This is a genomic window from Moheibacter lacus (assembly GCF_014042165.1).
GTDB lineage: Bacteria > Bacteroidota > Bacteroidia > Flavobacteriales > Weeksellaceae > Moheibacter > Moheibacter lacus.
Window position 1 is genome coordinate 1,463,706 of record NZ_JACDZE010000001.1, and the last position, 26,642, is coordinate 1,490,347.

The following is a 26,642-nucleotide window of genomic DNA, read 5'->3' on the forward strand; positions in this document are numbered from 1 at the left end:
AATCATCCATCTTTTTTCTATTTTCTAAGCTCTATTTCTCTTTCTGATATTTTTTTGTGAAACAAAATATTTTTTTAACCCGTTTCTTAACATTTTTATGAGTAAAAAAGACACAAAAACTCAGGAAAATCAGAGAATTAGTTTTTCGTCAACAAAAGTTCAATCCCAATTTCCGGACTTTTTGGACATCCAGATCAAATCTTTTGAAGATTTTTTCCAATTGGAGACCCGTCCAGATCAGAGAGGTAGTGAAGGATTGTACCGAACCTTTGCCGAAAACTTTCCAATTTCCGACACGAGAAATCAATTCGTATTAGAATTTTTAGACTATTTCGTAGATCCACCAAGGTATTCGATTGACGAATGCATCGAGAGAGGATTGACCTATAGTGTTCCTTTAAAAGCAAGGATGAAACTATTCTGTACAGATCCGGAACACGAGGATTTTGAAACTGTAGTACAGGATGTTTATTTAGGGACAATTCCTTATATGACTGCTTCAGGTTCTTTCATCATCAACGGAGCTGAGCGTGTGATCGTTTCGCAGTTGCACCGTTCACCAGGGGTTTTCTTTGGACAATCTTACCACGCAAACGGAACGAAATTGTATTCGTCTCGTATCATTCCTTTCAAAGGTTCTTGGATTGAATTTGCAACGGATATTAACTCCGTTATGTATGCGTACATTGACCGAAAAAAGAAATTGCCTTTGACGACTTTGCTTCGTGCAATCGGATATGAAAAAGATAAAGACATTTTGGAAATCTTTGATTTGGCAGAAGAAATCAAAGTAAGCAAAACCACCATTAAGAAAGCCATCGGTAAAAAATTGGCAGCGCGTGTTTTGAATACTTGGCATGAGGATTTTGTAGATGAAGATACGGGTGAAGTAGTTTCTATCGAACGAAACGAAATCATTTTGGATCGTGAAACCATCATCGAAAAAGATCATTTGGATCAAATCGTGGATTCCGGTGTGAAATCGATTTTGGTGCATAAAGAAGACAACAAATCTGCAGATTACGCGATTATCCACAATACGCTTCAAAAAGACCCGACCAACTCGGAAAAAGAAGCAGTGGAATATATTTACCGTCAGTTGAGAAATGCAGAGCCACCAGATGAGGAAACTGCAAGAGGTATCATCGATAAATTGTTCTTCTCTGACCAGCGTTATTCTCTTGGAGAAGTAGGTCGATACAGATTGAACAAAAAATTAGGCTTGAGTATTTCTGAAGAAATTCAAGTTTTGACCAAAGAAGATATCATTTCCATCATCAAATATTTGATCGAATTGGTGAACTCAAAAGCAGAGGTGGATGACATCGACCACTTGTCTAACCGTCGTGTAAGAACAGTTGGGGAGCAGATGGCAGCGCAATTCGGTGTAGGTTTAGCACGTATGGCGAGAACCATCCGTGAGCGTATGAACGTACGTGATAACGAGGTGTTTACACCAATTGATTTGATCAATGCGAAAACCCTTTCGTCTGTGATCAATTCATTTTTCGGGACGAACCAGTTATCTCAGTTCATGGACCAAACCAATCCACTTTCAGAGATTACACATAAACGTCGTTTGTCCGCATTAGGGCCTGGTGGTCTTTCCCGTGAAAGAGCAGGTTTCGAGGTGCGTGACGTACACTATACACACTACGGACGTCTTTGTCCGATTGAAACACCGGAGGGGCCAAACATTGGACTTATTTCCTCATTATGTGTGTTTGCAAAAGTGAACAATTTAGGTTTCATCGAAACACCTTATCGTAAAGTTGAAAACGGTAAAGTTGAATTAAGCGATGAACCAATTTATTTATCAGCTGAAGAAGAAGAATCAAAAGTTATCGCACAGGCCAATGCACCGATTAACGAAAATGGTGAATTTGTAAATGAGCGCGTAACTGCTAGAGAAGATGGAGACTTCCCAGTTGTAGAGCCAGGTCAAGTTGAATTGATGGATATTGCTCCTAACCAAATCGCTTCGATCTCTGCATCTTTGATTCCTTTCTTGGAGCATGATGATGCGAACCGTGCTTTGATGGGATCCAACATGATGCGTCAAGCCGTTCCACTATTGAAGCCACAAGCACCAATCGTAGGAACCGGTTTGGAAAAACAAGTTGCAAAAGATTCTCGAATTTTAATCAATGCTGAAGGAAATGGTACTGTAATTTATGTAGATGCAGATATCATTACCATCAATTACGATAGAACGGAAGACCAAGAAATGGTAAGTTTTGATTCGTCAGAAAAGACCTACAATTTGACTAAATTCCGTAAAACCAACCAAGGAACGACCATTACGTTGAAACCGATTGTAAAGGTTGGAGACAGAGTGGAAAAAGGTCAGGTTCTTTGTGATGGATATGCGACTGAAGATGGTGAATTGGCCATCGGACGTAACTTAGTGGTTGCCTTCATGCCTTGGAAAGGTTATAACTTTGAGGATGCGATCGTGATCAACGAAAAAGTAGTGCGTGAAGACTGGTTTACTTCCATTCATATTGACGAATATTCATTGGACGTTCGTGATACCAAATTGGGTATGGAAGAATTGACCGCTGACATTCCAAACGTTTCAGAAGAAGCGACCAAAGATTTGGATGAAAACGGAATGATCCGTATCGGTGCGGAAGTAAAACCTGGTGATATTTTGATTGGTAAAATCACACCAAAAGGTGAATCAGATCCGACGCCGGAAGAGAAATTATTGCGTGCTATCTTTGGTGACAAAGCCGGTGATGTAAAAGATGCTTCATTAAAAGCTTCGCCATCACTTCGCGGAGTTGTTATCGACAAGAAATTATTCTCAAGAAGTATAAAAGACAAACGCAGAAGATCTCAGGATAAAGCGATTATCGACAGCATCGAAGCAGAATTCCAAAAGAAATTTGACGAGTTGCGCGATCAATTATTGGACAAATTATTTGTTCTTCTAGATGGTAAAACTTCACAGGGTGTATTCAACGACCTGAACGAAGAAGTCATCAAAAAAGGAACAAAATATTCCAAAAAAGCCCTTTCATCTGTTGAGGATTATTTGAATTTAACTGGAGCAGAAAGTGTTTGGGTAGTGGATGAAGACAAAAACGACCAAATCAAAGAATTGCTTCACAACTACAAAATCAAGTATAATGATTTGATGGGAGCATTGAACCGCGAGCGTTTTACGATTTCAGTTGGGGACGAATTACCGGCAGGAATTGTAAAATTGGCCAAAATCTACATCGCCAAAAAACGTAAGTTGAAAGTTGGTGATAAGATGGCAGGTCGTCACGGTAACAAAGGGATCGTTTCGAGAATCGTTCGTGATGAAGATATGCCGTTCTTGGAAGATGGAACACCGGTAGATATCGTATTGAATCCACTTGGGGTACCTTCTCGTATGAATATCGGTCAGATTTACGAAACCGTTTTAGGATGGGCCGGTTTGAAATTAGGTAAAACCTATGCTACGCCAATTTTTGACGGAGCACACATCGACCAAATCAACGATTTGACTGATCAAGCAGGTTTGCCAAGATTTGGGACAACTTATCTATATGACGGTGGAACAGGAGAGCGTTTCGCACAGAAAGCTACAGTTGGTGTAATTTACATGTTGAAATTAGGCCACATGGTTGACGATAAAATGCACTCAAGATCCATCGGGCCTTACTCTTTGATTACGCAACAACCTTTGGGTGGTAAAGCCCAGTTTGGTGGACAGCGTTTTGGAGAGATGGAGGTTTGGGCATTGGAAGCATTTGGTGCGTCCAATATCTTACGTGAAATTCTAACCGTGAAGTCTGATGACGTGATCGGAAGAGCCAAAACGTATGAATCGATTGTAAAAGGAGAACCAATGCCGGAACCAGGTATTCCGGAATCGTTCAATGTATTGTTGCATGAATTACAGGGTCTTGGATTAGACATAAATTTAGAAGAATAATCAAATAATTGTTTAAAGTTTAAAGTTCAATGTTTAACGTTAATTGCTTCGCAATTTTCTCATCATAAAAACTTGAAACTTTAAACCTTAAACTTTAAACGATATAGAATATGTCAACAAAAAATAAAACAAGTAAATTTTCAAAAATCCGTATCGGGTTAGCTTCCCCAGAATCGATTCTTTCCGAATCAAGAGGTGAGGTTTTAAAGCCTGAAACGATTAATTATAGAACCCACAAGCCAGAGCGTGATGGTCTATTCTGTGAGCGAATTTTCGGTCCGGTAAAAGACTACGAATGTGCCTGTGGAAAATACAAACGCATCCGATACAAAGGAATCGTTTGTGACCGTTGTGGTGTAGAAGTTACCGAGAAAAAAGTGCGTCGTGAAAGAATCGGACACATCAATTTGGTGGTGCCGGTTGCGCACATCTGGTATTTCCGTTCTTTACCAAATAAAATCGGATACGTTCTAGGTATGCCATCCAAAAAATTGGATATGGTGATCTACTACGAACGCTATGTGGTCATCCAACCAGGTCTTGCACAAGCGCCGGAAGGAGGAGAATTGGAGAGATTGGATTTCTTGACAGAAGAAGAATATCTGGATATTTTAGAAACACTTCCTGCAAATAACCAATATCTAGAAGATACAGATCCAAACAAATTCATCGCCAAAATGGGTGCTGAAGCTTTGGAAGATTTGTTGAAACGTATTGATTTGGATGAATTGTCTTACGAATTGCGTCACAAAGCACACCATGAAACTTCTAAACAAAGAAGAACCGAAGCTTTAAAAAGATTGCAAGTTGTAGAATCTTTGCGTGAGTCCAACACCAAACACGTGAACCGTCCGGAATGGATGGTGATGCGTGTGATTCCGGTGATTCCACCAGAATTGCGTCCGTTGGTTCCACTAGATGGTGGGCGTTTTGCGACTTCCGATTTGAACGATTTGTATCGTCGTGTGATCATCCGTAACAACCGTTTGAAACGATTGATGGAAATCAAAGCACCGGAAGTAATCTTGCGTAATGAAAAACGTATGTTGCAAGAATCAGTAGATTCATTGTTTGACAACACGCGTAAAGCTTCTGCTGTAAAAGCTGATGGTAATCGTCCGTTGAAATCTCTTTCCGATTCATTGAAAGGAAAACAAGGTCGTTTCCGTCAAAACTTGTTAGGAAAACGTGTGGATTATTCGGCTCGTTCGGTAATCGTCGTTGGACCAAGCTTGAAATTATACGAATGTGGTTTGCCAAAAGACATGGCAGCCGAATTATACAAACCGTTTATCGTTCGAAAATTAATCGAAAGAGGAATTGTGAAAACGGTAAAATCAGCCAAAAAGATCATCGACAGAAAAGAGCCTGTTGTTTGGGATATTTTGGAAAATGTATTGAAAGGACATCCGGTATTGTTAAACCGTGCTCCAACTTTGCACCGTTTAGGAATCCAGGCTTTCCAACCGAAATTGATTGAAGGAAAAGCAATCCAATTGCACCCGTTAGTTTGTACGGCATTTAACGCTGACTTTGACGGTGACCAGATGGCGGTTCACTTGCCGTTAGGTCCGGAAGCGATTTTGGAAGCACAATTGTTGATGTTGGCTTCTCAAAACATTTTGAATCCGGCAAACGGATCTCCGATTACCGTACCTTCTCAGGACATGGTTTTGGGTCTTTATTATATGACCAAAGCTAGAAAAACCGCAAAAGGATCAGGTATTGCTTTCTATTCGGCTGAAGAAGTTGAAATCGCATTCAACGAGAAAAGCGTTGACTTAAATGCGGTGATCAAAGTAAAAGCAACAGTACGTGAAGGAGAAGAATTGGTTCAAAAAATGATCGAAACCACAGTAGGTCGTGTTTTGTTCAACCAAATCGTTCCTAAACAAGTTGGATTTGTTAATGATGTATTGACCAAAAAGTCATTGCGTAACATCATCAATAACATTTTGAAAATCACTGACTTCCCTACAACTGCAGATTTCTTGGATAAAATGAAAGATCTAGGATTTAAAAATGCATTTGAAGGAGGATTGTCCTTTAGTTTGGGTGATATTTTGATTCCGGAACAGAAAAAAGAATTGATTGCAGGCGCGATCGAGCAAGTGGAAGGAATAAAGATGAACTATAACATGGGTCTTATCACCAATAACGAGCGTTACAACCAGGTGATCGACGTTTGGACCAATACCAATGCGACTTTGACTGAAATTGTAATGAAACGTATGACGGAAGACCAAGAAGGATTTAACTCCGTTTATATGATGTTGGATTCAGGAGCTCGGGGATCGAAAGAGCAGATCAGACAGTTGTCTGGTATGCGTGGGTTGATGGCGAAACCGCAAAAAGCAGGTTCGTCAGGAGGGGAGATCATCGAGAATCCGATTGTATCCAATTTCCGTGAAGGACTTTCCATTTTGGAATACTTTATCTCAACGCACGGTGCACGTAAAGGTTTGGCGGATACCGCTTTGAAAACGGCCGATGCGGGTTATTTGACCCGTCGTTTGGTGGACGTTGCACAAGACGTGATCGTGATGGAAGAAGATTGTGGAACGTTAAGAGGAATCGAAGCTACCGCTTTGAAGAAAAACGAAGAAATCGTAGAAACTTTAGCTTCGCGAATTTTGGGTAGAACCTCATTGCACGATGTTTACAACCATGATACCGGAGAGAAATTGGTTGCTTCAGATCAAATCATCACAGAAGAAATCGCTGACGCAATCGAGAAAGCCGGAATCGAAATGGTGGAAGTTCGTTCGCCGTTAACCTGTGAAGCAAAAACAGGTATCTGTACTTCATGTTATGGTCGAAATCTTTCAACCGGTAAAAAAGTACAAAAAGGAGAAGCCGTAGGTGTTGTGGCAGCACAATCCATCGGTGAGCCAGGAACACAGTTGACGCTTCGTACATTCCACGTGGGGGGTACGGCAGGTAACGTTTCCGAGCAATCTTCCATCGTTGCAAAAGCGACTGGTAAAGTCGAGTTCGAAGATTTGAGAACGGTAAAAAGTGAGGACGAATCCGGAAATCCAGCAGATGTTGTGGTTTCCCGTTCGACTGAGATGAAATTGATCGATGCAGACGGAAACGTCCGTATGACCAATAATATTTCTTATGGTTCCATTTTAAGAATTAAAGATGGTGCTCAAGTAACCAAAGGTGACGTGATCGCAAGTTGGGACCCGTATAACGGGGTAATCATTGCAGAAACTACCGGTAAAGTAGAATACGAAAACATCGAACAAGGTTCCACTTTCCAATTGGAAATCGACGAACAAACCGGATTCCAGGAAAAAGTAATTTCTGAATCCCGTAATAAAAAGTTGATTCCTACCTTGAAGGTAATGACCAGCGACGGTGAAGAGAAAAACTACAACTTACCTGTAGGCGCTCACTTGATTGTCAATGACGGAGAGAAAATTAAAGCGGGTAAAGTTTTGGTGAAAATCCCTCGTCGTTCTGCAAAAGCAGGAGATATCACAGGTGGTTTACCACGTGTAACCGAGTTGTTTGAAGCACGTAACCCTTCCAATCCTGCTGTTGTAGCAGAGATCGATGGAGTGGTTTCATTTGGTAAAATCAAAAGAGGTAACCGTGAAATCATCGTAGAGTCTAAAACCGGTGAAGTTTCTAAATATTTGGTGAAATTATCCAACCAGATTTTGGTTCAGGAAAATGACTTCATCCGTGCGGGTATGCCACTTTCAGATGGTGCGATTACGCCGGAAGATATTTTGAGCATCAAAGGACCAACTGCGGTTCAAGAATATTTGGTAAATGAAATCCAAGAGGTTTACCGTCTACAAGGTGTGAAAATTGATGACAAACACTTCGAAATCATCGTACGCCAGATGATGCGTAAAGTTAGAATCGTCGATTCAGGTGATACACGTTTCTTAGAAGATTCATTGGAACACAAAGATGATTTCTTGAATGAAAACGATAGAATTTTCGGAATGAAAGTAGTGGAAGAAGCTGGAGACAGCGATTCCATGAAACCGGGTCAGATCGTATCGGCTCGTGATTTACGTGATGAGAATTCACGTTTGAAAAGAGAAGATAAAAACCTTGTGGAGGCAAGAGATGCGATGCCGGCTACGGCAGAACCGATTTTGCAAGGTATCACAAGAGCTTCACTTCAGACGAAATCTTTCATGTCGGCTGCGTCTTTCCAGGAAACAACCAAAGTACTAAACGAAGCTGCGGTAGCCGGAAAAGAAGACGATTTGAACGGTTTGAAAGAAAACGTAATCGTTGGACATTTGATTCCTGCGGGAACCGGATTGAAAGAATACCAAAGCATCATCGTGGGTTCAAACAAGGAATATGAAGAATTAGTAAGTGCAAAATCTGTAATGTAATGTCAGAAAACAAAAAGAACATCGATATTGAAATCAACGACCAGACGGCGGAAGGAATTTATTCCAATTTGGCGGTAATCAACCATTCGCCTTCTGAATTCATCGTCGATTTCATCCAAATGATGCCGGGAGTACCCAAAGCGCGTGTGAAGTCAAGAATCATTTTGACGCCGCAACACGCAAAACGATTGGCCAATGCATTGGCGGAAAATGTAAACCGATTTGAATCCCAATTCGGCGAAATCAAAGACCACCATCAACCTGCTATGCCGTTGAACTTTGGCCCTCCGGGTGAAGCCTAATGCAAGTATAATGGTATGATGTAGAAAGTATATTGTACAAAATTGCGAAATAGAAGAAGCCGTCTCACAACTGAGGCGGTTTTTTTTGTTATTTTTGATTCATGAATGAAATGAGTTTAGGCACGGATTGCAAATCCGCGCCATCGGAAGATGGCTTCTCAATATGAGAAAGAACTTAATTTAAATCTATCAAAATAATTCATATGAGACTCTTCATTTTAATAACCTGTTTCTATTTCTGCAGTTGTAAATCTAATCCAAATTCAACTTTAGAGATAAAAATTAATTCAAGTTCAAATGATTCTTTAAAATTGAATATAAAAAATATGTCGGAATCTCAAATTTTTTACTTTTTTCTTAAAGCTAACAAGTTATCTTACTTGAATAATAAAAATACTTTTAAACCATTATATTACTCTGTAAAAGACTCTGTTATAAATTATAATACAGCAGAACTTCCGAGCTTTGAATTTGAAACTCCTCCAAGTGAATTTGAAAGTGCATCGATTCCAGAAACTGAAATCGAAAAGCCACTGGATAGTATTTATAAAGTTATTACTAAAACCCTAAACCCTAACGAAGAAATTCAATTACAAATTCTATTTAATGATTTTGATAGAAACGAAGTAGAGCCATATGGTGGGCTTGGAATTGAATTTGATTATACGCTAAAAAAAATGCAAATAGCTTACACATCCGACAGTACATTTGTAAAACAAAATATTTCAAAAGAACTTTTAGACTCATTAAGAAAAAACAACATCAAAATCTTCCATGGTACAATTTACAGCAATAAAGTCCCGTTGAAGTTTGAGGAATAAAAGAATAATATGCACGGTTTCACACAAGGCGTAATCACGGGTGTCTCCGGCGGTGATTTTTATCAGGGATTCTGGGCGGCTTCTGTTAGTAGTGTAGTGAGTAGTGCCGTTCCTGCTCTCGGGAATAAAGTTAATTTTATGGCTAAAAACGAAACGATGTCTACATTATTTTTCGGAACAGCAAGCGGTGGGCTTTCAGCTAAGTTAACCAGACGGAAACTTCTGGCAGGGCGCAGCGACGGGGTTGGTGGTGTCTGGGTTAAATCATGTGGCTAACAGAATGGCTTTTCCCACCAATAGACCAAGTAAATCTAATCGAAGGCTTGAAAGACTTGAGAGACAAGGCAAAGTTAGGTCTTTGACTGAAAATGAAATGGCATTAGCAAAATCGATATTTGGTGAAAAATTGACTATCAAAGCGTAAAAATAGTTAGAGCCAAATATGTTTTCTTTCAGGGCTTGTTTTATGCAAAGCCCCTAATGGAAGCACAGGCGCTACTTTTCAATTGGGAATTAGATCCTGGTAATATGTCTTGGTTCAACAAGGCAAATAATGAGATGATTCATCACTTTAATTATTACGCAAAATGAAACAGATGATTATTTTCGCTTTTTTATTAAGCACAACTTTTTGTACTCAAAAAGAAGACAAAAAAAATGTTCAAAAAAAAGAATTGACAATTGAAAACGAATCCATAAAGGTTCATGATACATTACATTATGAAATAGAAAACTTGAGTAGCAAACCTTATTTCTACCTTGTTTTACGGATGAATAAATTTTCATATCAGCCACCTTATCAAGATAAAAATTCTTTAGCGCCTGCTATTAATAGAATTGTTAGTCATATTTATAAAGGAAAGGATAGTTTACATGTAAATCAAATCATTACTTCTACATCACCATTTTTTGTATACGACGAGGATGAAGAAGAATATAATTCTTATGTTGATAGTTTGAAGCAACAAATCGTTAGAACAACAACTTCACAGAGAATTTTAAAGCCAAACGAATCGGTAAAAATAAAAACCGTTTTCCGAAATTATGAAATAGATGAGATAACGGATAATGAATATAGGATGTTATTAGACAATACAGAAAGTTATCATATCCAACTCTCTTACACATCCGACAGCACATTTGTAAAACAAAATATTTCAAAAGAACTTTTAGACTCATTAAGAAAAAACAACATCAAAATCTTCCATGGTACAATTTACAGCAATAAAGTACCGTTGAAGTTTGAAAAATAATTAAACGAAGATAAAAAATAAATTATAACACCAATGAAAAAACTAATGTTATTAACGGCCTCTTCCCTTCTAACCCCTCTGGCGCTCGTTTGCGCGAAGCGGTAACGAGTGTCAAACCTAACTATGCGTTTGTAACGCACAAAAAAATCCCGTTGGATCAGAGGAAGTGATTCATTTCAAATAAAAATGCTGCGTTTCAAACGCTTTTAATTTAGGCACGCGTTGCAAACGCGCACCAGTTTAAATCACTACAAATCTCCCCATTCCATTTTAGGATTCGGTTCAAAATAATTAGCTTTGCAAACAAATAAAAAGCTATGGCTGACTACAAATTGATTTTGCCTGCAATGGGCGAAGGAGTAATGGAAGCGACCGTCATCAATTGGTTAAAAAACATTGGAGACGATATTGCAGAGGATGAATCTGTAGTGGAAATCGCTACCGATAAAGTGGATTCAGATGTTCCTTCACCGGTAGCCGGAAAGTTAAAAGAAATATTGGTCAATGTCGATGGAATTGCCAAAATCGGTGAAGCCATTGCCATTCTCGAAGTAGAAGGTGAGGTTTCAACTGTTGAAGAAACAGTTGCTGCTCCGGCAGAAACTCCAACTGAAACTCAGCCTGAACAAGCCGTAGTCGCCGAATTGGAAAAACCTTTGCAAACTTCAGGATCTATCGACACTTCCTCTTCCGATAAATTTTATTCGCCACTCGTGAAATCCATTGCGCAACAAGAAGGAGTTTCTGTTGCCGAATTGGATGGAATTTCCGGTTCCGGAAAAGAAGGTCGGGTAACGAAAGAGGATATTTTAAAATTTGTAGAAAATAAAAAATCCGGTAAAGTTGCTGCTCCTGCGGTTTCTACTCCAACTCCGGTTGCTGAACCCAAACAACAAGCGGATCCGGTTCAGATTTTGGGTGGTGATGAAATCATCGAAATGGACAGAATGCGCAAAATCATTGCGCAAAACATGGTACAAGCCAAACAAATTGCGCCGCACGTTACTTCTTTCATTGAAGCTGATGTAACGAATATCGTGCTTTGGAGAAACAAACACAAAGACGATTTCCAAAAGAAAAACGGAGAGAAAATTACCTTCATGCCGATTTTCATCGAGGCTATCGCAAAAGCGATCAAAGATTTCCCGATGATCAATGTTTCGGTAAACGGAGATCAAATCATCAAAAAGAAAAATATCAACATCGGGATGGCAGCGGCACTTCCAAGTGGAAATCTGATCGTTCCGGTGATCAAAAATGCAGACCAATTGAGTCTTTCAGGATTGGCAGCCAAAGTAAATGATTTGGCCAATCGCTCTCGTCAAAACAAATTGAAACCAGACGAAATCCAAGGCGGAACTTATACGATTACAAACATCGGAAGTTTTGGAAATACGTTGGGAACACCGATTATTCCTCAGCCTCAGGTTGCGATTTTAGCAGTAGGTGCCATCATTAAAAAGCCTGCTGTAGTGGAAACGCCTCAAGGCGATGTGATTGCGATCCGTCATAAAATGTATTTGTCACATGCCTATGACCATAGAGTAGTGGATGGTGCGCTTGGCGGAATGTTCGTTCAGCGTGTTGCGCAGTATTTAGAAGATTTTGATTTGAATACGCCTGTTTAGAAATTGAAAAATTAGAAATACAAAAAGCCGAATTCAAATGAGTTCGGCTTTTAATTTTTAGTTGAAATTCAGTTAGGATTAATAACTTAGATTCAAACCTACACCAAATCCCATATCGCTATCGTAATGCGTACGAATGGCGAAGTTTTTTGTGAGGATATAGCGCAATTCACCCATGTACTCCAAATCGGTATTGACCATGAATCCTGCTCTGATTCTTCTCGAAAAAGGGATATCTTCCCGCATCAAAGCCAATCGGACAATCCCGTCGTGATAAACTTCCGCTTGGAAATTGACCAGAAAAGGTAAAGTGTACATGAACCCGAGGCTGAATGCACTTCGGCTGTCTTTTTTATTGGTTTGTCCAAACAAGTTTTTTTCCTGTTCATCATGACCCATTTTTCGGTAGCGCCAATCAAATCCAATAAAAGGCATCAGCCATTGCATTTTTCCTATATAGCGTCCCAAATGGGTTTCTACTTCATAGCCATGTGCGTCTTCATAACCCAAACGCCATTCTGAACCCAAACTCCAACGGGCATTTTGGATCATAGCTTCACCGTCGTTTCCGTTGGTCGCAAAATCGTTGCTCGCCATGAAATGAAGCATATTGCTCTCGCGTTGAAGTGTTTTATAGGCTTTAGCTTTGTCGGGAAGCAATGGGTTTTGATAATCCCCAACCGTAAAAACCCGATTCATTCCCGCCATCATGTGATACAAAATATGACAATGAAAAAACCAATCGCCTTCTGTATTGGCTTCAAATTCTATAACATTGGTTTCCATCGGCATGATGTCCATGACGTTTTTTAAAGGAGAATATTCCCCTTTTTCATTGATTAACCGAAAATCAAATCCATGTAGGTGCATTGGATGTCGCATCATCGAATTGTTATACAAAGTGATGCGTAGGATTTCGCCTTTTTTTACCGGAATTTTATCGACCTCAGAAAGCACTTTATTGTCCATGCTCCAAACATATCGGTTCATGTTTCCAGTGAGTTCAAACCGCAATTCTTTTACAGGAGCACTAGGATTTAATGTGGTTTTATGAGGAGATTGAAGCATATTGTAATTGAGTGTGGTGATGCTTGCAGGAGGCATGGAATGGTTCATGTCGTGTTGCGAATGATCCATAGACTCCATCGATTGGTCATTTTCTAATTCCGGATACATGACAGCATTCATATCCATCGTTTGCAAACTCATTTTCATTCCCATATCATGCATATCTCCATTCATTTTCATCATTTCATTCATCATTTTCATTCCTTCGAAATATTTGAGTTTGGGCAATCGGTTGACCAATTGTTTTACGCCTTCACCAACAAATAATGACGCATTTCCGGAACGGTCTTCCGGTGTTGCCAGAAGCTCGTAGGAAACTTCCGAATCAGGAATGGTCAGTATGATGTCATAATTCTCCGAAACACCTACGATCAAACGATCTACTTCTATAGGTTCGACGTCATTTCCATCGTTTCCGACGACGGTAATTTTGCCTCCGGCATAGGTCAGCCAGAAATAAGAAGATGCACCGGCATTTGAAATTCGCAGCCGAACTTTATCGCCGGCTTTGAATTGACTCAATTGATTCTCTTCTTGACCATTGATGAGAAATTTTTCATAGTAAACATCGCTGACATCCATGGCTTCCATCCGTTTCCATTCGTTGACCAATTTGGTTTTGAAGTGTCCTTCTTTTATGGCTTCGGCATAACTTTGAACTGCATTTTTTTTGATGGCGGCATAATCATTTCCCGTACTTAGCATGCGTTGAATTTGATGTGGATTTAGATTGGTCCATTCGCTCAGCGTAATGGAAATACTCGGTAAATCATCGATCCCTTTTCTAAAAGTCGGATCATCTTTTTTCTTTAAAAACACAATCGACCCATACATCCCGATTTGTTCCTGAAATCCGGAATGACTATGGTACCAATAGGTTCCGTTCTGTTTGACCGGAAATCGGTAGACATGGGTTTCACCTGGCATGACCGGCATTTGTGTGAGAAAGGGAACACCATCTTCTTTGTTGGGCAATTGTACACCGTGCCAATGCAGAGAAGTCGATTCCTTTTTCAATTGGTTGTGTAGCACAATTTCAGCAGTATCACCTTCCGTAAAAGTCAATGTAGGCATCGGAATTTGTCCGTTTACAGCGATGGCTCTTTTTGATTTTCCCGCATAATTTACCATCGTATCTTTTGCATACAATTCGTAGCGAACTGTTTTTTGTGCCAAAAGAGAATTGGAAAATAAAAGAATAAAACTGACCAAAACTGTTTTTATAAATATGTTTTTGCGAATGCTCATCGTATTCATTTAGGAATTAAAGGATCATTGAATCGTTTCAACCGTACTTCCACAACTCATCATTTTTGAGCCATAATAGGGATTTTTGATTGGATTTTCTTTGCTTAACCAATTGGCGCCTTTTCCACCATTGTACATCGGACAATTTTGATAATGAATCGGATATTGCATGTCAGATGCTTTTGCCAAATCGTAAAAGTTTGTCGATAAGCTTGAAAAATGTTTGCGTTGGGTTTCAAGGTCTTTTGAATTTGAAATTGATTTCACATCAGAATTGATTTCTTTTAAAATTTTCATCCAAACCATATGTTCTTTATGTTCCAATTTTTCCATTTTCACGTTTTCGATGGCTTTGACTAAATTGGAAGCGGCTATGGAAGCGGATTTTGCGTCTGAAAGCACCAAAGCATCTTTGAGTGAAAAATAGGTTTCAAAAACCGTATTCAGTTCATGGTTTTCCGATTTTGAAGTTGTGTTTTCATTTGAAGATTGTTCCATTTTATGGGATTGATGAGCCATGTTGTTTGAATGGTTTTCATGCTTCATTTCTGTTGAATGGTTTTCATGTTTCATCGTTGCATCAGAATGATCGCGTTCGTACTGACAACAGCCTGGCAATGCTGCATAGACTTCGTCTGGAGCCAAATAGGCATCATTATCATAGCCGGACAATGCGATTCGTTTTAAGATTTCGTCTTTATTGGTTTGAAGGCTATCGAAACTGATAGTGGCTGTTTTGGATTTTTGGTCCCAATTTACTTCAGCTACTTTTTTAAGGTTACCGGCTTTTTCGATGGTGGTTTTGCACATTCCGCAATTTCCTTTGATGTTTTCGGAAATCGTTTTGGTGTTTTTGATTTGAGATTGGCAAGTGATAAATAATAAGAATGCCAAAGAAGTCAGGGTATATTTAATTGTTAATTGCATAATGGATTTTTTATTCGGATAGTTCCGATGGTTAAATAATTTGAACGATTTATTCAGGGACTTTTCGTCCCGAATGGATATAATTTAGGCTGTCAAAATTAAAATTAACCTATTTTGGGCGGTTGCCAAATGAATTGATAATCAGTAGAGTATAACGTAGAGATGTAATTGATTTCCTCTATAAAATTTTTGAAATCAATCCCTAAATCTATATTTGAAACCTGTAAAAAGAAGAAACTAAAAGAAACGGATGAGCAAGTGCAGGAAGAATGACCGCAATTTCCATTACAATCATTGTCTGTTTTTTTGTCCGTATTTTCTTTTTTGCAACAATCCTTTTTTTCTTTTTCAGAACTGGATTTGGAACAGCAGGTTTTTTCTGTTTTGGATGCACTGCATGCAAAACTTGTATTGGGAATCAATAGGATCCCAAATAGAAAGAAGCAGTATATGAAAAAACGATTTCTCATCCTTTAAGAACCAAATATATACATTTTTATTGGAAGGGAATTTGTAGAATATTGGTTAAGCTTTATAGAATTTGGTAAAAAACTGAACTTTTCTTACCGAAAAGTTCAGTTTATTTAAAATTTAGTTTTTAAAAACAATCTTCTTCAAACGAGTTGATCCAATTGGTAATCAAAGTTACAGATTCTTCATGAACGATGGTTCTACCTACCACTGGCATTTTAAAACTATCGTCGACAGATATCATACGGTAATAAAGCACTGATTTTTCATGATTTCCGGGAAATACCACATGATGGACACCATCCGGAATTTCCGGATGTCCGCCCAGGTTGGGTTCGACACAGAATCCCATTGCCTGATAATCAGGAGTAGGTGTATAATTCAATCGCAAAGGATAGAATTCGGCGTAGCCTTGGTCTTTATGGCAATGTCCGCAATTGATTTCAAAATAGGATCTTGCCCGCATATCCAATGATTGGGAAGCGTCGTTATAATCTACAATCGAATTGATATTGGCCGGAACTTCGTTGCTGATATAACCAAATTCCTTTAATTTTTGCAATTGGTTCATTTGACCATCTTCATATTGGATGGCAAAATTGAGGTTCTGAGGCTTAGGTCCGAGCGGGTGGTTGGCTCCGCTATTATAGTGACACATGAAGCACTGAGAACTACTTGGGATTTGGTATTGAATGTCGCGTTGTACGCCATTATGCATCCAACTAATCGGAACAAAAATCAAGTCTTCAGAGAGAAAGGCCTCGGTTTGTTCTTCGTTCCAAACATAATTGGCAAAAATCCATCCTTCCGATTTCATGATCATCAAGCGGGTTTCGATGATTTTTTTAGTGTTTCCCGGAATTACATTTTCATAGTAAAAACTCTTGATTAAAATGGTTCCAACCGGGAAATTTATAGGTTCATTATCTTGTCCTATGCTTGCACTGGAATTTTCCGGCATCCAGACAAATCGTTCTTTTTTGGCATAATCCGTAAAAAGTTGCGAAGCTGGTTGAAATGGAAGTACGCCATAAACCGGGTCTTGGTCTGACATGGGAGATTTGAAAAAATTATAGTCCGATAATTTGGGATGAGGATCTGCATTGATTTCATAAACTACCGGAGAAACTTCAATCGGATCATCATCGTCATCTATGATGATAGGAGCATCATCTCCGGAACAATTGATGAGCCAAACTGAAAGAAATAAATAAGTAAATAAGGTCTTAAATTTTAATTGCATGTGCTGTGTTAATTGGGAGAAATTATCCTTTTGCATATCACAAAAGGATAATTTGATTAATGATTAAATTATTGTTTTATGAATTTCAGCGTTGAAATTTTTCCTTCAGATTTAACGGATATGATGTAAATACCTTTGGCTAAGTGTTTTACATTTATTTTTCCATTATTGACTTTTCCGTTCATCATTTTTGCACCTGTAATGTGGAAGATTTCAAAATTTGAATTTTCAATAGAAGTTCCTTGTATGTTTAGGATGTCTTTTACCGGGTTGGGATAAATGCTAAATAGTTTGCTTTCCAAATCTGAAACACTCATTTGATGGTCTCCTTCTACGATTACCAAAGTGGAATTGATATCAGGGTTTTCAATTACATCTACGATTCCAGATGGCCAACGTACGATTACTTGTTGAATTTCATGATCAGAACCTATTCCAAAATGGGTATTTAATGTGTTCATTTCACTAAATCCTTCGCCACTTCTTACATCGCGAATTTGTTTGCCCATTGCCGTATAAATTTCAACTCTTGCTCCGATTCCGTTGAGGTTACTTTCTGTTCCAATTGTGTTGATTGTTAGCCAGTTGTTTAAATTCCCATTGTTCAAATAAATTTCCCCAAATGTAAATGCATCTAAAAATCCATCGTTATTTAAATCTCCAATACTAGCGGTCGAAAAAGGTACATTTACTGGAGAAAAAGTCATGTCTCCATTGTTGATCATCACTTTGTCTCCACTTCCGTACACATCAACCCATCCGTCGTTATTAAAATCCGCCAGAGCATAAATCCAACTGGTATGATTGAAATTATCAAAGCCTGAACCGGAAGTTACATCAGTAAAAGTTCCGTCACCATTGTTACGCATCAATTTTTGTCCACCGGTACTGAAAGAACTTACGCCCACCATCGCATCCATAAAGCCGTCATTGTTAAAATCAGCCCAGGCAGTTGACCAGGTTTGGGTTGTAAGATCCATATTGGCCATAGAAGCGACATCAGTAAAAGTTCCATCACCATTGTTTCGGAATAAATTGTCAGTATAACGTTCTTCTTCACCACCACATTTGGACATGTGCATATCGATCAGACCATCGTTGTTATAATCCACCCAAAGCGAACCGTAATGACCTCCGTCCGGATAATCTCCAATTCCTCCCTGATGATAATCCAAATTGTTTTCTCCATCATTGAGGTAATAAACATTGGGTGCAACATCATGACATACAAAAGCATCCAAATGTCCATCATTGTTGATGTCCACAAAATTAGTGCGTTGAGAGAAAATGTATTGTCCGGGAGAGTTTTCTACAAAGCCATTTCCGGTTCCGTCTGAAAACATAAAAGTAGCTCCATTATGCCCACCATAAAGTAGATCATTGTAACCATCTGCGTTGAAATCACCGGCAGCCAATGTCCATCCCGGATTATTATCAGCCGGAGAAGTCGGGAAGTTTTGAGCATCAAACCCTGATTCTGACTGAAAAAGGATATTGATATTGGTACTGCTTACCGATACGATATCATCCAAAAAGTCACCGTTCATATCGACTACACAACGCTGGTAACTCCCTTGAGAAGGTACTTCTATTGTCGTGAAATTGAGCTGTGCATCTAGAGATATACATGCTAAAACAGCAGTTAAGAGTAAAATATTCCTTTTCATGTGCGTATTAATTTAGTTTATAGTTTATTCGCAGTTTTCTACTTGTGAATCAATCCATTCGCTGATCATTTCAACAGCTTCATCATGGATCAATGTTCTGCCTCGTAAAGGCATTCGGTAACTTTCTTCTACAGTATTCAATCGATAATAAATCACCGATTTTTCATGATCTCCCGGATAAATGATATGCGTAGGTTCACCGACTTCCGGCCAATGCGTGATGTCCTCATCGGGTGTTATGCATATTCCCATTTTATCATGTTCATGCGTCCTTTCAAATCCAAACCGCATGTATCGATAATTACAAAATCCGTTGTCAGAGTGGCAATGTGCGCAATTGATGTCCAAATAAGACCTAACTCTTAATTCTAAATCTTGGTTTTCATCATGATAATCCACCAAAGTATTAATCTGGTTTGGGAAATCAGTTAAATACCCAAATTCTTTCCATTTCGCTAATTGATTTTTTGTTTCACCATCATAAGTGTAATTTTTATTCAAATGTTGGGGTTTGGTACCAATAGGAAGTGGAATCTCACTCGAATTATGACAAGTGACGCACTCAGCGCCATGTGGAATTCTATAATTGACTTCTTTCGTTTGGCCGTTTTCTGACCAAATAACCGGAACAAAACCTCCATCCATATTATAAAAAGCCTCCGTTTGATCTTCATTCCAAACGTAATTCGCAAAAATCCATTCGCCTGCAATTTTAATCATCAATCGGGTTTCAAGGATTTGGGTTAAATTTCCGGGTTGCACTTTTTCATAGTAAAAATTCTTGATCAAAGCTGTACCATTAGGAAAATTCAGCGTTTTAGCATCACCATCAAAACTGGCTGAGACGTTTTCCGGCATCCATACAAATCTTTTCTTTTTTGCATAATCAGAAAACAAACTTGAAATCGGCTCATAAGGAAGGACGCCATAAACTGGTTCTAAATCAGAGAGCGGTAATTTGAAAAAATGATAATCCGATAATTTTGGATAGGGAACCGCATCTAAATCCATCACAACAGGAGAAACTTCCTCTGCTTCTTCCTCAGGAATGCCTTCATTATCAGAAGAACATGACTGCAAAAGAATCAGGAAAATCCATAAAATTCCATAGAATGGATGGGTAATTTTCAAAGGTGTATGTGTTAATAATTTGTCAAATTTAGTTTTTTTATGATATTTCTCATGATAATAGCATAGAGAATTCTATTTATTTCACAGTTTATTTTCATTCTATATCTTTGATTATGTTTAAAATAGGGGATAAAGTAAAAGTAATCGATGATGACCAAAAAGGCATTGTCAAACAGATTCATCAAAATCGAATTACAATTGAAAATGAATTTGGTTTTGAAGAAATTTACCTTTCACATGAAATCTTACTTGATGAGAGTTTGGAAATCAGTCATGTAGAAATGGATTTCTCAGAGAAATCCAAATCAAAACCCAGAGGAAATCCTTTATCAGAAATCAAAGAAATCGATCTGCACATCGGTCAATTGGTAGATTCTTATAAAAATTTATCCAACTACGAAATGCTCCAAATCCAACTTCAAACCATCGAAAACGAAGTCGAATTGGCCAGAACAGAAAGAAGAAACCGATTGGTTTTTATTCATGGTCATGGCTCGGGAAAATTAAAAGAAGAAATGATGAATCTTTTAAACCGATACAAAGGAATCGAAATTTATGATGCTTCTTATCGGAAATTCAGAGGAGGCGCAACGGAAGTAAAATTCAGGTGAATTTTGTTAAAAAAATTGGTTTTCAATAAAAATTAAAACAATTTTACCATTCGCTTTCCGGGACAAATGAGGAATTTTTATTTTTTAATGTGGTTGAATTTGATATGTTTTGGATTTTCCTTTGCCCAACAAACCGATTCTATTTTCCTGAAAGTCAAATTGGACACCGCTCGTCATGAGATGCATGTCGAACAAGAATTTGTCCTCATCAACCAATCTCCCAAAACACTCAATGAACTTTATCTCCATAATTGGGCAAATGCTTATTCGGGAAAACTCACAGTTTTAAACAAAATCAAACTCCAAGACCGAAAAGGTGCACTTCATTTTTCAGAACGCGAAGACAGAGGAGGAGCTGGAAATCTGATAATTCGAAATGTTGAAAATGACAGCCTTTCTTATCAAATTCAAGAAAGAGAATTCATCAAAATTAGCCTCCCAACTTTTTGGCGAAGAGGTGAAAAAATCCGTTTGAGAGCCAATTATACCGTGAGAATTCCAAGCGATGCTTTTACACGTTATGGCCGGTCTGAAAATGGAAATTATCTTTTGAAATATTTCTTTTTACAACCCGCTACGGTAAACGAATTCGGGCATTGGGTTTTGCAGCATTATAAAGACTTTGAAGAATTAACGGCTTATCCTTCTTATTATGAATTGGAATTGGAGCATCCTGAAAATTATCAGATGACCAGTGATTTGGAGTGGGATGGAGAGCGTTGGACTGCAGAAAATATGGAACATTTTCGAGTGTATTTGACCCAAAATGAATTGGAAAAACACAGTTTTCTTTTAAAAGAATCGGGTATCAATGTGGATTTCGGATTTTCTTATGATACCATTGAAAAACCAATTGTCGATTCACTTTTGCCGCATCAGCTCCGCTTTCTGGAAGATCATCTCGGACATTTACCGACCAATCAATTGTTTGTTTCCTATAAAACCAAAAAAGAACAGGAATATTTCGGAGTCGATGATCTCGATGCTTGGTTGTTTGAAGTCAAATTGTTTAGTGAAGAAGAAAAAAATGCACTCAAACTTTTTCAGATTTTGAGTTACGAATATGTCGACCGACTTTTTTCCATCAATAAAATTGAGGATCATTGGCTGAAAAATGGTTTGCAATTTTATTTGACAATGAAATATGTGGACGAAACTTTCCCCGATTTGAAACTCGTTGGTCATTTACCTGATAAAATAAAAGTACTGGGAATCAAACCTTTGAACTTTTTTCATGCTGCGAAATTGAAGATGAACGACCGATACAAATTGCTTTATCTCTATTTGGTTCGTCAAAATTATGATCAAGCGATCAATACGCCGCTGGACGAGTTGAGCAACATGAACCAAATCGCCATGAGTGGATTCAAAACGGGTTTGACTTTTTATTACATGGATCAATACCTAGAAAATGGAACTTTTTATGAATTGGTCAAAAGATTTAGTGAAGAAAATCGAGGGAAACTCGTTTCCCAAATGGATTTCCGAAATTATTTGATCGAGAATTCACCTAAAGATTTGTCTTGGTTTTTTGATGATTACATCGATAAAAAAGACAAAATCAATTTCAAATTGGTCAATTCTGAAGCAACCGAAACCGATTTGAAAATTATGGTTAAAAACCAAACCCAATTTTCCGGACCTTTTCAAGTCGTCGCTTCAAAAGCCGGAATTCCTGTGGAAGAAGAATGGTATAATTCTACCGATAAAATCACCGAAGTTTCTTTTCCAAAAGGCGAATACGATAAAATCGAATTGAATCCCGGTTATCTTTTTCCCGAATTCAATGACCGCGACAATTATATGCGCACTCGAGGTTTGTTTAAAAATGGAAAGAAATTGCAATTTAAATTGTATTCGGACATTGAAAATCCCGAATATGCGCAGATTTTCATGAATCCGCAGATCCGTTGGAACAATTATGACAAATTCCTCATCGGGATGCGTTTTCATAACCAATCTCTTTTGACACGTCCGTTCAAATGGAATATCACACCCAAAATTTCTACCGGAACCGGAAAAATTGCCGGAAGTGGCGGTGTTCAAAATACGTTTACGCCTCAAAACACAATTTTCAGATCGATTACAATTGGCGGAAGTGCAAAATATGAACATTATGACGCGGATTTAACCTATCTGAAATGGTCGGTTTATGCTTCGACAAACTTTGAAAAAGATCCGCGAGAAACGCTTTCGCATGGATTTATGTTCAGTTATGATAATTTGGATAAGGAAGTTCCTAAATTTGATGTGCAAACCGATGAAGACAAATACGGACTTTGGAATTTGACGTATTATTATTCGAAACCGGATTACATCAACGAATCTTATGGTTCAGTTACGTTTCAGACCACCGAAGTTTTCCAAAAAGTCATGGGCGAAATTTATTATCGATGGCGTTTTGCACCGAAAAAGCAATTGGGAATCAGACTCTTTGCCGGAAGTTTCATTTCCAATGAATCGGATACGGATTATTTTAATTTCGGAGTGAGCAAAGTGTCGGATTATGCATTCAATATCAATTTGTTAGGACGGTCAGAAAGCTCCGGAATCCTGAGTCAACAATACGTCATGGCGGAATCCGGATTCAAATCCCAATTTGATTTTACAGTAAATCAATGGGTGGTTGCGACCAATTTTGAATTGCCCATTTGGAAAATATTTGATGTTTATGCTGATGCGGGTGTGTACAAAAATAAATTCCAAACCGCCGAATTCATTTACGATACCGGAATCCGAGTGAAATTCATCCCAGACTTTTTGGAGTTTTATCTTCCGGTGCAGTCCTCGCTTGGGTTTGAACCGGCGATGGATAAATATTGGGAAAGGATCAGGTTTACGTTTAATTTTAATTTGAGTAGTATTATTAATTATTTAAGGCGAGGTTGGTATTGAGAAGTGGGAAGTTTGATTTATGAAGTATAATGATAATTCACCCATTCCTCGGATTAAATTTCAACACCGCATCGCGTATCATTCGATCATCTAAATGCGTATAAATCTCCGTCGTCGTGATGCTTTCATGACCGAGCATCATCTGAATGGATCGCAAATCCGCACCGTTTTTTAACAAATGCGTCGCAAAGGAATGCCGAAAGGTATGCGGACTGATGTTTTTGCGGATTCCGGCTTTTTCCGCCAATTGTTTCACAATCGTGAAAATCATCACACGCGTCAGTTTTTTTCCTCTTCGGTTCAAAAAAACAAAATCTTCAAATCCTTTTTGGATGGGAAGATGAACACGAATTTCGTTTTTGTAGATGTTGATGAATTTGACGGTGTACTCTGAAATCGGAATTAGGCGTTGTTTGTTTCCTTTTCCTATGACACGGATGAAATTCTCCTCAAAAAACAAATCGGACAATTTCAATTCCGTCAACTCCGAAACCCGTAAGCCGCATCCGTAAAGGGTTTCAAGGATAGCTCGATTGCGTTCGCCTTCCGGTAAACTGAGGTCGATTTGGGCGATGAGTTGGTCGATTTCAAATTCCGAAAGCGTATCGGGCAATTTCATCCCGAGTTTAGGCGATTCGAGTAATTCAGCCGGATTGTCTTCTCGCCATTCTTCCCATTGGAGATAAAGGAAAAAGCTTTTGATAGAAGAAATGAGTCTGGCTTGGGAACGCGCTGCGAAATTTTCTTTGGCGTATTGATAAACGAATTCTTCCAAATCGGACTGCGAAATTTTCAAAGGTTCGTTTTTAGAAAATTTCTCCAACTTTTTCAAATCCCGCAAATAAGCATCGATCGTGTTTTGGGAAAGGCTTTTTTCCAATTTTAAATAAGATTTGTACTCAGAAAAAGCTTCTTTCCAGTCCATGTATTTTTGTTATTTTCTTTGAATTCCTGTTTCAGGATTGCGTTTGGAGTGTAAAACAGCATGAACAAAAATGGTACTTTCTTCAATCGTATAATAGATTCCGTACATAAGTTTTTGTGTAAACGCAATTCTTAAATGATCATATCTTTTTTGGAAATGTTCAGGATTCTCTCTGATGATTTCTAAACTTATGTCGATGTCGTTTAGAAATTCTTTTGGTAAATTTTCAGATTGTTGATGTAACCACTCAATTGCTTCGGTAATGTCTTTTTCGGCTAAAGTTTTTACGATTACATTATATGCCATATTGCACTTTTAGGGCATCTTTTATTTCCTCCCAAGATTTCCCGTCATTTGGGTTTTCTTGGTGAAATTTTAGTCTTTGATCCAGAATGTTCTTTTCCTCATCCGACAATTGAAAGCCTGAATTTGTTTGAGAATCGATGATGGCATTGAAAATTTTGAGCATTTGATCGTCAGCCGTATCGATGTATTTTTTGATTCTGTTTTTTAATTCTAAATTGGTTTCCATGATTTTTGGATTTTAATCAAAGTTACAAATTGTACAAATATTATTTGTTTTCTAATTCTAAAACCCGCTGTATCATACTGTCTTCCGGCCACCAAGCTTTGTACAGCGCATTGGTGCCAAAAAGTTCTTCAGCGATGGATGAGCGAATGAAATTTTTCAATAATTCCGCTTCTTCTTCATTGACACGATCATTTCGGATGCCCAAAACGCCTAAATAATCTTCATAAATCGGTGTGATGTCAAAATGATTTAAAAACCAATTTTCGTTCATCCAAAAAGGATTGTATCGGTTTTCCATGATTTTTTGATAAAAGAAATTCAAATTGTTTTCTGAATAGGCATTTTGTAAAATCCAACCTTTCAATTGCAAAGTATCAACGGCGACAAATTCGTCCGGAAGTATTCCTCCACCGCCATAGACAATTTTGCCGGAAGGCGTTTTATAAGCCAATTCAGTATTGATCTTGATGCTGTCTTTTGAAAGCAATTCTCCGCTTTTGATGCGTCTGTACAATTCTTCCGAATAAACTTTTTTTCCTTCCTCATAAGGACGTTGGATGGAACGACCGGATGGTGTATAATAATGCGCAACGGTCAGCCGAACTCTGGAACCGTCTCCCAGACTGATTTCGCGTTGGACCAATCCTTTTCCAAATGAGCGACGGCCTATGATGGTTGCTCGTCCATATTCTTGCAAAGCACCGGCTACGATTTCGCTGGCGGAAGCAGAACCTTCATCGATCAAAACATAGATTTTTCCGTTTTCAAAAAGACCTTTGCTGGTCGCATAAATGTATTTTCGTTTTTCTTCTTTGTCTTGGGTATAGACGATGAGTTCATCTTTTTTGAGGAATTCATCGGCGATTTGCTCTGCAACTTTCATGATGCCACCCGGGTTTCCACGTAAATCCAACACCAAAGATTTCATGCCTTGTTTTTTCAAATCTTTTAAGGCTTCATGTACTTCTTCTGCCGAATGTTCTGCAAATCGTACCAATTTGATGTACCCTAAATCTTGATCGATTTTAAAATGCGAAATCATACTTGGAATGGGTATGTCTCCTTTTTTTGCTTGAATAATCGTGTCGGATTTTTCTCGGATGAGATGCAAATTGATTTTATTGGAATTGATTTCACGGAATAATTTCTGCGCATTATCCGAACTCATTTCACCTAAATCAATTGAGTCGATTTTTAAAATTTTATCACCGATTCTCAATTTTTGATAATTCGGACTTTGGGGCAAAACTTGTGTGATGGTCAGCGTATCGTCTATTTTTCGGATTTGGACGCCTATGCCTTGGTAGCTTCCACTCATTTCTTGTGTGACTTTTTTCAAAGCTTCTACATTGAGATAAGTACTATGAGGGTCAAGTTGTCCTATGATTTGATTGATGGCATTGTCCACCAAACTATCGGTGTTGACTTCTTCCATATATTGATCATCAATGAGCGAAACGAGTCGTCTGATTTTCTGCTCGTTAGCGCTGTATTCGAGGCCGACTAGATTATCGTTTTCGTCAATGGCGATATCGTATTTTCTGCCCAACATGAATCCGATGATCAAAACCATCAGTGCAATTAAAACAACATTTAGGATTTTCAAAAAAGTTCTCATT

Annotated in this window: 19 protein-coding genes; 9 read left to right on the forward strand and 10 right to left on the reverse strand. The window is 38.4% G+C overall.

The genetic code is table 11. The annotated features are described in order from the left end of the window. Positions 1 to 97: 97 nt before the first annotated feature. The 7 genes from rpoB (at position 98) to HU137_RS06880 (ending at position 12,305) form a co-directional block, all read left to right on the forward strand. Positions 98 to 3,931: a DNA-directed RNA polymerase subunit beta gene (gene rpoB, locus HU137_RS06850; protein WP_182043037.1), complete on the forward strand. Its 3,834-nt coding sequence runs from the start codon at positions 98 to 100 to the stop codon at positions 3,929 to 3,931. 110 nt (positions 3,932 to 4,041) lie between these two features. Beyond that, complete coding sequence (gene rpoC / locus HU137_RS06855; protein ID WP_182043038.1) at positions 4,042 to 8,301, forward strand: DNA-directed RNA polymerase subunit beta'; 4,260 nt, start codon at positions 4,042 to 4,044, stop codon at positions 8,299 to 8,301. Beyond that, the gene (locus HU137_RS06860; RefSeq protein ID WP_182043039.1) at positions 8,301 to 8,603 is read left to right on the forward strand and encodes a DUF3467 domain-containing protein; all 303 of its coding nucleotides are present in this window, start codon (positions 8,301 to 8,303) and stop codon (positions 8,601 to 8,603) included. Before rpoC ends, HU137_RS06860 begins: the two co-directional genes overlap by 1 nt. A gap of 326 nt (positions 8,604 to 8,929) precedes the next feature. Further along, positions 8,930 to 9,424, forward strand: a complete 495-nt coding sequence (locus tag HU137_RS06865) for a hypothetical protein (protein ID WP_182043040.1) — start codon at positions 8,930 to 8,932, stop codon at positions 9,422 to 9,424. 9 nt (positions 9,425 to 9,433) lie between these two features. Further along, a complete protein-coding gene (locus HU137_RS06870) occupies positions 9,434 to 9,700 on the forward strand; it encodes a hypothetical protein (RefSeq protein ID WP_182043041.1) in 267 nt (88 codons plus the stop codon). A gap of 311 nt (positions 9,701 to 10,011) precedes the next feature. Further along, positions 10,012 to 10,677 (forward strand): hypothetical protein, encoded by a 666-nt coding sequence (locus HU137_RS06875; protein ID WP_182043042.1) that lies wholly within the window; start codon positions 10,012 to 10,014, stop codon positions 10,675 to 10,677. A 317-nt stretch (positions 10,678 to 10,994) separates the two neighbouring features. After that, entirely contained in the window at positions 10,995 to 12,305 is a 1,311-nt protein-coding gene (locus tag HU137_RS06880; RefSeq protein ID WP_182043043.1) for a dihydrolipoamide acetyltransferase family protein, read from the forward strand. 78 nt (positions 12,306 to 12,383) lie between these two features. Here the strand turns inward: HU137_RS06880 and HU137_RS06885 are convergent, their stop codons facing one another. The 6 genes from HU137_RS06885 to HU137_RS06910 form a co-directional block, all read right to left on the reverse strand. After that, positions 12,384 to 14,621, reverse strand: a complete 2,238-nt coding sequence (locus HU137_RS06885) for a multicopper oxidase domain-containing protein (protein WP_182043044.1) — start codon at positions 14,619 to 14,621, stop codon at positions 12,384 to 12,386. Positions 14,622 to 14,645: 24 nt separating this feature from the next. Beyond that, positions 14,646 to 15,548 (reverse strand): DUF3347 domain-containing protein, encoded by a 903-nt coding sequence (locus tag HU137_RS06890; protein ID WP_182043045.1) that lies wholly within the window; start codon positions 15,546 to 15,548, stop codon positions 14,646 to 14,648. Between the two features lie 104 nt (positions 15,549 to 15,652). Continuing rightward, a complete protein-coding gene (locus HU137_RS06895) occupies positions 15,653 to 16,018 on the reverse strand; it encodes a hypothetical protein (protein WP_182043046.1) in 366 nt (121 codons plus the stop codon). A gap of 128 nt (positions 16,019 to 16,146) precedes the next feature. Next, positions 16,147 to 17,262, reverse strand: a complete 1,116-nt coding sequence (locus HU137_RS06900; protein WP_182043047.1) for a hypothetical protein — start codon at positions 17,260 to 17,262, stop codon at positions 16,147 to 16,149. A 68-nt stretch (positions 17,263 to 17,330) separates the two neighbouring features. Continuing rightward, positions 17,331 to 18,929, reverse strand: a complete 1,599-nt coding sequence (locus tag HU137_RS06905; RefSeq protein WP_182043048.1) for an FG-GAP-like repeat-containing protein — start codon at positions 18,927 to 18,929, stop codon at positions 17,331 to 17,333. Positions 18,930 to 18,953: 24 nt separating this feature from the next. Then, on the reverse strand, positions 18,954 to 20,060 hold the full coding sequence (locus HU137_RS06910; RefSeq protein ID WP_220457182.1) for a hypothetical protein: 1,107 nt from the start codon (positions 20,058 to 20,060) through the stop codon (positions 18,954 to 18,956). Between the two features lie 113 nt (positions 20,061 to 20,173). Between HU137_RS06910 and HU137_RS06915 the strand changes: the two genes are divergently transcribed. Both HU137_RS06915 and HU137_RS06920 read left to right on the forward strand, forming a co-directional pair. Continuing rightward, positions 20,174 to 20,671 (forward strand): KOW domain-containing RNA-binding protein, encoded by a 498-nt coding sequence (locus HU137_RS06915; protein WP_182043049.1) that lies wholly within the window; start codon positions 20,174 to 20,176, stop codon positions 20,669 to 20,671. Between the two features lie 66 nt (positions 20,672 to 20,737). Continuing rightward, positions 20,738 to 23,566 (forward strand): hypothetical protein, encoded by a 2,829-nt coding sequence (locus tag HU137_RS06920; protein ID WP_182043050.1) that lies wholly within the window; start codon positions 20,738 to 20,740, stop codon positions 23,564 to 23,566. A gap of 37 nt (positions 23,567 to 23,603) precedes the next feature. Here HU137_RS06920 and xerD read toward each other — a convergent pair whose 3' ends face one another. From xerD to HU137_RS06940, 4 genes are read right to left on the reverse strand one after another with little or no spacing between them, the layout of a single operon-like run. Next, on the reverse strand, positions 23,604 to 24,491 hold the full coding sequence (gene xerD / locus HU137_RS06925; RefSeq protein ID WP_182043051.1) for a site-specific tyrosine recombinase XerD: 888 nt from the start codon (positions 24,489 to 24,491) through the stop codon (positions 23,604 to 23,606). Positions 24,492 to 24,500: 9 nt separating this feature from the next. Continuing rightward, entirely contained in the window at positions 24,501 to 24,797 is a 297-nt protein-coding gene (locus HU137_RS06930; protein ID WP_182043052.1) for a type II toxin-antitoxin system RelE/ParE family toxin, read from the reverse strand. Further along, positions 24,787 to 25,023: an addiction module family protein gene (locus tag HU137_RS06935; RefSeq protein ID WP_182043053.1), complete on the reverse strand. Its 237-nt coding sequence runs from the start codon at positions 25,021 to 25,023 to the stop codon at positions 24,787 to 24,789. The genes HU137_RS06930 and HU137_RS06935 overlap by 11 nt, the downstream gene beginning before the upstream one ends. A 40-nt stretch (positions 25,024 to 25,063) precedes the next feature. Further along, positions 25,064 to 26,641, reverse strand: coding sequence for a S41 family peptidase (locus HU137_RS06940; protein WP_182043054.1), 1,578 nt, complete (start codon positions 26,639 to 26,641; stop codon positions 25,064 to 25,066). Between the last annotated feature and the right edge of the window lies 1 nt (position 26,642).